At 62.6% G+C, this 7,544-nt stretch carries 7 protein-coding genes; 3 read left to right on the top strand and 4 right to left on the bottom strand.

What is annotated here, in order from left to right:
* Positions 1 to 142: 142 nt before the first annotated feature.
* Positions 143 to 733 carry a hypothetical protein gene (locus KVY23_RS24500; RefSeq protein WP_230558503.1) on the bottom strand — a complete coding sequence of 197 codons (591 nt, stop codon included), beginning with the start codon at positions 731 to 733 and terminating at the stop codon, positions 143 to 145.
* Positions 734 to 899: 166 nt separating this feature from the next.
* On the opposite strand from KVY23_RS24500, the gene KVY23_RS24495 reads away from it, so the two are divergent.
* On the top strand, positions 900 to 1,859 hold the full coding sequence (locus KVY23_RS24495; protein WP_230558502.1) for a universal stress protein: 960 nt from the start codon (positions 900 to 902) through the stop codon (positions 1,857 to 1,859).
* A 135-nt stretch (positions 1,860 to 1,994) separates the two neighbouring features.
* Positions 1,995 to 3,086: a ParB/Srx family N-terminal domain-containing protein gene (locus tag KVY23_RS24490; protein ID WP_230558501.1), complete on the top strand. Its 1,092-nt coding sequence runs from the start codon at positions 1,995 to 1,997 to the stop codon at positions 3,084 to 3,086.
* 32 nt (positions 3,087 to 3,118) lie between these two features.
* Here KVY23_RS24490 and KVY23_RS24485 read toward each other — a convergent pair whose 3' ends face one another.
* Entirely contained in the window at positions 3,119 to 4,297 is a 1,179-nt protein-coding gene (locus KVY23_RS24485; protein ID WP_230558500.1) for an acyl-CoA dehydrogenase family protein, read from the bottom strand.
* Positions 4,298 to 4,427: 130 nt separating this feature from the next.
* Between KVY23_RS24485 and KVY23_RS24480 the strand changes: the two genes are divergently transcribed.
* Entirely contained in the window at positions 4,428 to 5,897 is a 1,470-nt protein-coding gene (locus KVY23_RS24480; protein WP_230558499.1) for a sodium:alanine symporter family protein, read from the top strand.
* Between the two features lie 23 nt (positions 5,898 to 5,920).
* Here KVY23_RS24480 and KVY23_RS24475 read toward each other — a convergent pair whose 3' ends face one another.
* On the bottom strand, positions 5,921 to 6,772 hold the full coding sequence (locus KVY23_RS24475) for a universal stress protein (RefSeq protein ID WP_294638880.1): 852 nt from the start codon (positions 6,770 to 6,772) through the stop codon (positions 5,921 to 5,923).
* Between the two features lie 81 nt (positions 6,773 to 6,853).
* Positions 6,854 to 7,544 (bottom strand): DUF4389 domain-containing protein (locus tag KVY23_RS24470; RefSeq protein WP_230558497.1); only part of this gene is annotated, 691 nt, incomplete at its 5' end.

Here is a 7,544-nt window from a genome sequence, read left to right as displayed (position 1 = left end):
CAAACGGAAAATGTCCGTATTTCACGTCAAACACCCACACCACCGAGGCGCACCACGCATCGACCACCGACCCCGTGTCCTCGCTGCGCAGTCCCTACCGCCGCCGTAAGTAAACGGTATTGACCCTAGCCGCGATCATTGCTCACTTGTCTCCGAAGCACTCCGTGAAGCTGCGCCATTCACGGTCCCACTGCCGCATCCGCTCCCGGCGAACGACGAACCAGAACGCCGCCGACGCCGCAGCAATAGACAGACCGCCCAACGTCAGCACCCCGACCGCAACCCCGACGCCGACGGCAGCGTTCACCATTCCACTGGCGGGCGCGTCGACCAGTTCGCCGGCGTCGTCGATCCACACGAAAACTCGGTCTCCCTGTCGCACATCCGGAGCAACCTTCGTCCGATCGGCGCGAGTCTCCCCACTCGGGCTTTGCCACTCGACCGTCGCGCGACTGTCGATAACATCGGCATACGCCGCCGACGCTGCTGAACGGTGTGGGTCATCGATCACCACGGCGTTGATCCAGTGAGCGTTCGCCCGGTGCATCGCAGACTCCTCTGCCGCACTTGCATAGGTGAGCGCACCAGCGAGAGCGGCGAAGGGCACGAGAGCCAGCGCGAGAACCACCGCCGTGCACGCCACCAGCGACACTGTGCGATCGGTCCGCCGCATCAGCGGATTGGCGTTCCACGGGGCCAAACCCCACATCCGACGCATCCTGTGACCGTTCATCGCTCACTCGCTTCCTGCGAAACCTGTTCTCGGTCATACTTCCGGTGCTGCGACGGTGGAAACAGAGTCGAAAGTCGCCGGTCCTGTGTGAACGCGGCGGTCGTCGATCGAGATGGGGGTCTTTATGCCCTTCTCTCGCGGTGCAGTTCCACGCACCATGGGCACCATGAACAACTACGTGGTCGTGGGGGTCGACGGGTCGGCTTCCTCGCGCAGCGCCGTCCGATGGGCCGCTTCGTACGCCGCGTCGCAGGCGACGAGCTTGGTACTGGTTCACGCAGGAGTGTCCCCCGAGCTGTCGACGGGTGACGAAGCCGGACGAGGCCGCGCTTCGAGTGCTCGTGCCCGCGCACGGTCGACCCTTGCCACATCGCGGGTCATCGCGCACGCCGCCGCAGGGGCATCCTTGCCCGTGGAGACAGTATTGACACCCGCGCCGCCCGAGGAGGCCCTCACGGACTGGGGCAAGAACGCCTGCATGATCGTGGTGGGATCAAGGCGGCGAGGGGGTTTCGCCCGCGCGGTGCTGGGATCGGTCAGCAACGTCGTTGCCACCCATGCCCTGTGCCCGGTTGCTGTCGTGCCAGCGCCTTATCCGGTCAGGCCACCGAGCTCCGATACAGGGACCGACGCGCCGCCCGCTCCGGTGGTGGTGGGAATCGACTTCTCCTCGGACACCGACGACAGCGTTCTCGCAGTCGCTTTTGCGCAAGCGGCGCGCCTTGGCGTTGGTCTCCACGCGGTTCATGCGTACACCCCGCCGGACTCGTCGCCGGCGTTGAGCGGATACATCCAGTTCGGGCCGCAGCGCGGTCCGAGCGCATCGGCTCAGCGCTGGCTCGACAGCATTCTTGCTCCGTGGTCCCACAAATACCCGGCTGTGGAGATCACGACGGCCGTCGTGGACGACTATCCGTCGCATGCAATTCTTGCCGACGCGACCCACGCCCAACTCATCGTCGTCGGGTCTCGCAGTCGCGGGGCGATCTCACCGCTCTTCACAGGGTCGGCGAGCCGCGCAGTGCTTCACCACGCCGCAATACCCACCATCATCGTCCCGTCCATCACCCGGCCCACCGACATCGCCACCGAACAGCAATCGACTGACCAACGGTCCTCTGGATAGTCGACAACCCACGGCAATCGACAACCCACGCTGGCATTCACCGGAAGCCTCCCCCAAGTCCATCTGGGGGCCACCTTCCGGCCCCCACCGTGGACGACGCTGATGGTTCGCTTGTTGTCGATCTGAGAGGCCTTCATGCGCGTCGCGTCGTTTCGGAGAACCATCGCCCTTGGGGCACTGACAGCCTTTGTCGCCGCAAACGCGCTGATCGTCGGCACGGCCTCGGCATTGCCCGCCCAGACTGCACCGCCAGCCAGGACTGCGCCTCCCCTGTGCGAACTCGCCGACCTGATCGGATCCGGATCAGCTGCCGGATCACCGTACGGATGCGCTGAGGAAGGCGAACTTCTCGATATACGTATCGGCGATGTCCACGCCACCCAGCCGTCGGTCGGCTTCGACCAGGTGTACTACAAGCTCGGTCGCTACAGCATGGGCAAAGACGAGATCAACAAGAAGTTCGACGATTGGTGCGAGGCAAACGGACAGGGCGAAGCCGCATCCGCGTTGCCCGAAGCCCGACTCGACGATCCGGCGTCGTTCACCTGCGATATCGCTGTCGGACAAGAGACCGCCGAGTCCATCGCCTCGATGAAGACCGTGGTCATCGGCCCGGGCGGCACCCCCTATCTGACAGACGGCCATCACACCTTGACATCGTTCTACGAGACGTCGGACGGTGGTCCGAATCTTCATCTCCGGTTACGCGTCGTCGCCAATCTCAGCGATCGCTCCCCCGCCGACTTCTGGGCCGAGATGCAGGAGAACAGGTGGGTGTGGACTCGTGACGTCGACGGTGTCGAAATTCCGGTCGAGCTACTGCCCTCCGGCATCGGCCTGTCCAATCTTGCCGACGACAGGTTCCGTGGCCTCACCTATTTCGCGCGCGATATCGGCTTCGAGGCGGGAACGATCGAGTTCCTCGAATTCTATTGGGGCGCATGGATCCGCGACTCCGGCGCCGTAGACCTGAGCGCGTGGGACCGCGGCGATATGACAAGCTACCTTGCCGCGGTCGAGGCCGTCTCGCGCGCCCAGGTTGCCCTTCCGAAAGATGCGATCGTCGACAGCGGGCGGACCGCCGCCGAATTGGGCGCACTCGATCGGTGGAACGACGGAAAGTCCTCCGACAAAGGTGAATTCGGAAAGCTCTCCACGCCGTACTCGGACGAGAAGCCAGGAAAGCTGGCGTATGCGCTGCAGTACAAGGCGACTCTGCCCAGGTAGTCCGTCTCGGTGACCTGCGGGGCACGAGGCACTCAGGTGTTTCGTTTCTGTTCGGCGCGGATCAATCCACCTCCCACGATCAAACGCTGAATTTCGCTCGTACCCTCGTAGAGACGGAGGAGCCGCACGTCGCGGTAGATGCGTTCGACGGGTACCTCGCGCATGTAGCCGGTGCCGCCGTGGATCTGAACCGCAAGATCGGCGACGTTGCCCACCATCTCGGTGCAGAAAAGCTTCGCTGCCGAGGGTGCGATGCGTCGATCCGTCTCCTCCACCCAGGCTCGGGCGGCTTCTCGGACCATCGCACGTCCTGCCATGACCCCGGTCTGCTGATCGGCGATCATCGCTTGGACCAACTGGAAGTTGCCGATGGGCTCGCCTCCCTGCGTGGAAACTGCTGCATAGGAGACGGACTCGTCCAATGCGCGTTGGGCTTGGCCGACCGCCAACGCCGCGATGTGCACCCGACCACGAGCCAACGATGTCATCGCCGCCCGGTACCCGATGTCGCCGTTGCCCCCGACCAGAGCAGCAGCGTCGACCTTCACATCGGAGAAGGACACATCTGCCGTTCCCGATCCCTGCTGCCCCATCTTGGCGTCCTTCACACCGACCTCGATGCCAGGTGCGTCGGAAGGAACGAGAAACACGGCGATACCGTTGCCGGCCGGGGGTTTCGGGTCGAGGCGCGCGAACACGACGAACAGGTCCGCGATGGGCGCGTTGGTGATGAAGCGTTTACTTCCGTTGATTGTCCACCCAGAACCGTCGGCCTTCGCGGTTGTCTGGAGCCCGGCCGGGTCGGATCCCGCCCCTGGTTCGGTCAGCGCGAACGATGCGACGATGTCCCCCGACGCCATGCCCGGCAGCCACCTCGACTTCTGCTCCTCCGTTCCGAAACCGACGAGGACCTGACCGGCGATGCCATTGTTGGTTCCGAACATGGACCGCAGCGACAACGTCGTGTAGCCCAATTCCATGGCCAGTTCCACATCTTGGATCAGGTTGAGTCCGAGACCGCCGTACTCCTGCGGTAGGGCATAGCCGAACAACCCCATCTCTGCCGATTGCGTCCGGAGCTCGACGGGAATGGTATCGGTGTTCATTATCTCCACTTCGCGTGGAACCACACGCGACCTTACGAAGTGCGCAACCTGCTTCACCACATCGGCGAATACGTCCTCGGGTACATCCGGGTTCTGGGTGTTCATACAACCACTATCGCCCCGCATATCACGATCAGTCCACTACTGCATTGCCGACGGATCGGTTCACCTGTTCGCCTCCGCCCTAGTAGAGTCTTGCCGACGCGCCCCCCACCGAGTACACGAGGATGACACCGTGGACACCGTCAATTCAGTGATCGACTTCTTGGCAGACCGTCTGTACAGCGTCTTCCTCATCTATTTGTTGATCGGGGTGGGGCTGTATTTCACGATTCGCACGAAGTTCGTGCAGGTTCGCCTTCTCCCCTCGATGTTCAAGGCGATCGGCGGTTCTCGTTCGAATGCCGAAGGCGGAATCTCGGCATTTCAGGCATTCTGCGTCGGTCTCGCTTCCCGTGTCGGAACGGGAAACATCGCTGGTGTCGCCATTGCCATCACACTCGGTGGACCTGGGGCGATCTTCTGGATGTGGGTCGTCGCGGTCGTCGGAATGGCGACGGCATTCATCGAAGCAACGCTCGCGCAGATGTACAAGGTGCGCAATCCCGACGGCAGTTTCCGCGGCGGGCCCGCTTACTACATCCAGTACGGACTTGGGTCCAGGCGATGGGGAATCGTCTTCGCCTGCCTGCTGATCTTCGCTTTCGGATTCGCCTTCAACATGGTGCAAGCGAACACGATCACCGAATCGTTCTCCACGACGCTGGAACTGGATGCTGGCTGGATTGCGGTGTTCCTGGTGGTGCTTTCTGCGCCGATTCTCTTCGGTGGTGTTCGGCGAATCGCGAGAGTCGCCGAGTATCTGCTCCCACTCATGGCGGTGGTGTATGTGCTGCTTGCCGCAGTCATCGTCGCGATGAATGTCGGGGAAGTTCCCACAGTTCTCGGGCAGATCGTCTCCAGCGCGTTCGGACTCGACGAAGCCATCGGCGGCACAACCGGCGGAATCCTCGCGGCAATGTTGAACGGCGTCAAGCGAGGCCTGTTCTCGAACGAAGCAGGAATGGGCAGTGCACCCAACGCAGCCGCTACCGCAACGGTCTCGCATCCCGTGAAGCAGGGACTCATCCAGTCGCTCGGCGTCTTCTTCGACACCATAGTCATCTGTAGCGCAACGGCATTCATCATTCTGGTTTCGGGCGTCTACCAGGTGGGCGAGCCCACTGACGTAGCGGGCGCCGTCCTGACCCAGGACTCCATCTCAGCGCAGCTGGGAACGTGGACTGCGGTGCCGATGGCGTTGCTGATCTTCACCTTCGCCTTCTCGTCGATCTTGGGCAACTACTCCTACGCGGAGATCAATCTCAACTTCCTCGGTGTGGACGGAAGACTTCTCAACGTGCTGCGCACGATCGTGCTCGCAGCCATCGGATTCGGCTCCCTGACAGCTCTGAACACAGTATGGGCGCTCGCCGATGTGGCGATGGCGGGTATGGCGACGGTCAACTTGGTTGCCATCGCACTGCTCGGCAAGTGGGCGTTCGGTGCGCTGGCGGACTTCGAGGCAATGCGCCGAGAGGGGCGCGACGACCGGTTCGTCGGACGCGGCAACAAGTACCTTCCCGGCGATCTACCCGGCGATATCTGGGACCCGATACTCCAGGACGATTCAGCGACCGATACACCCAAGCCCGTGAAGGAGTAGCCGCGGCTCGGACACGGCCACCCTCACTGGACTCCCTTGCAGACCATCACCGGGCAATGCGCATGATAAGCGAGATTGCTACTGGTCGACCCCAACACCAGGCGTGCAACGGACCGGCGCCCGTGGCTACCGACGACCACGAGCTGGGTAGTCCTCGAGAGTTCGACAAGGACATGTGCCGCGTTCCCCTGCCGGAGCACCGTCTCGATAGCCACGTTCGGGTACTTCTCTTTCCAGCCGGCGAGGCTCTCGGTGAGCAGCGCGCGACCTTCCTGTTCCAGTCCGGCCCAGTCGACGAGTCCGGGCAGCATGGCACCTCCAGCCTCCGAAACTGGATTCCACGCGTGGGCAGCAACCAGGGAGACATCCAGGTTCGACGCGAGCTCGAAAGCATGCGAGATCGCGGCTTCACTCGTCGCACTACCGTCGACCCCGACAACTACGGACGAATCGGTCACGTCGGCGAAATCTCGCCAGACAACCACCGGACACACTGCCGAACCCAGTACCGTCTTCGCTGTACTTCCCAGCAACACCGAGGCCATCATTCCGGTTCCCGAATTGCCTACCACGACCAGTCCTGCGCTGTGTGAGAACCGGACGAGCATTTCGGCTGCAGACCCTGCGCTCACCTCGGTGGTCACCAGGAGACCCGGATGGGACTCACGAATAGTCCCGACCAAATCGGCGAGGTGCTTCTCGGCAATTCGTCGCTGCTGTTCCCACCCCTCGGTTGGCAACACCATGATGGCCCCGGCCATATACAGTGCCGGGTCCTGAACTGCGGTGGCGATGTGCAACCGGCGACTTGGCGCGCAGCGCCATCGTCGCGGACCACCGGGCTGCAGCGGCGCTGGTTTCCGAGCCGTCCACACCCACGACTACACGCTGATGGTCTGACCAGAACATGTCCTGTCCCCTCTCATTTGCGACCGAAGGTCGTGCATCTGTCTCCCCTATTCGCTTCTCGATGTCCCCGCGACAGCGTCGACGTTGACATCGGAGTGGCCCCCCGCATCGGGTTCAGTCGGTGCAGGGAGCACCGGGTCGAAGTTGGGCTCCTGCGGTCCCTGATCCAATCGAAACGGAGGGTATTCGTCGCGCATCAGTGCCACATAGGCGGCGACACGGAACGCCCACCGGTTGATGCCCATGATGAAGTCGCCCAGTCCATTCGGGTATCGATTCCGAAAGAGCAAGCTCAGTCCGACAATGAGAACCAGTAGGCCGAGCAGCGAGCTGAACAGGTAGGGCCGCGTCACATCGCCGTCGGCATCGTAGAAGCCCGCGTACCACCCGCCGGCGAGCAGTGCCAGCACGAAGTAGTGAGGGATTGCAAGAAGCCACCATTTGACAAGAACGAGACCGCGGGACAGTTCCTCCGGATACTCGACGGTGAAGTCAGCCGGGTAATCGCTGCGACGGAGAGTGAACGGCGGGTAGCGGTCGGTTCCGAGCGCAGAGTACCCATAGAACTGCACTCGCCAGGCCCAACGAAGTACTCCGACGTTGAACTCGAACAGGTGTCGACGGTCTCGTAATTCCCCAGGGGTAGTTGTCACGTAATTCCCCATGCCGGGTGCTGCTGTGGTGAGGATATCGGTGACGGGCTCGGCTGTCAGGTGGTCTTGGTCCCGGGGCGTTTGC

The sequence above is a fragment of the Rhodococcus sp. I2R genome, from assembly GCF_020889545.1.
Taxonomy (GTDB): Bacteria; Actinomycetota; Actinomycetes; order Mycobacteriales; family Mycobacteriaceae; genus Rhodococcoides.
This window is presented reverse-complemented; position numbering and strand designations above follow the sequence as displayed.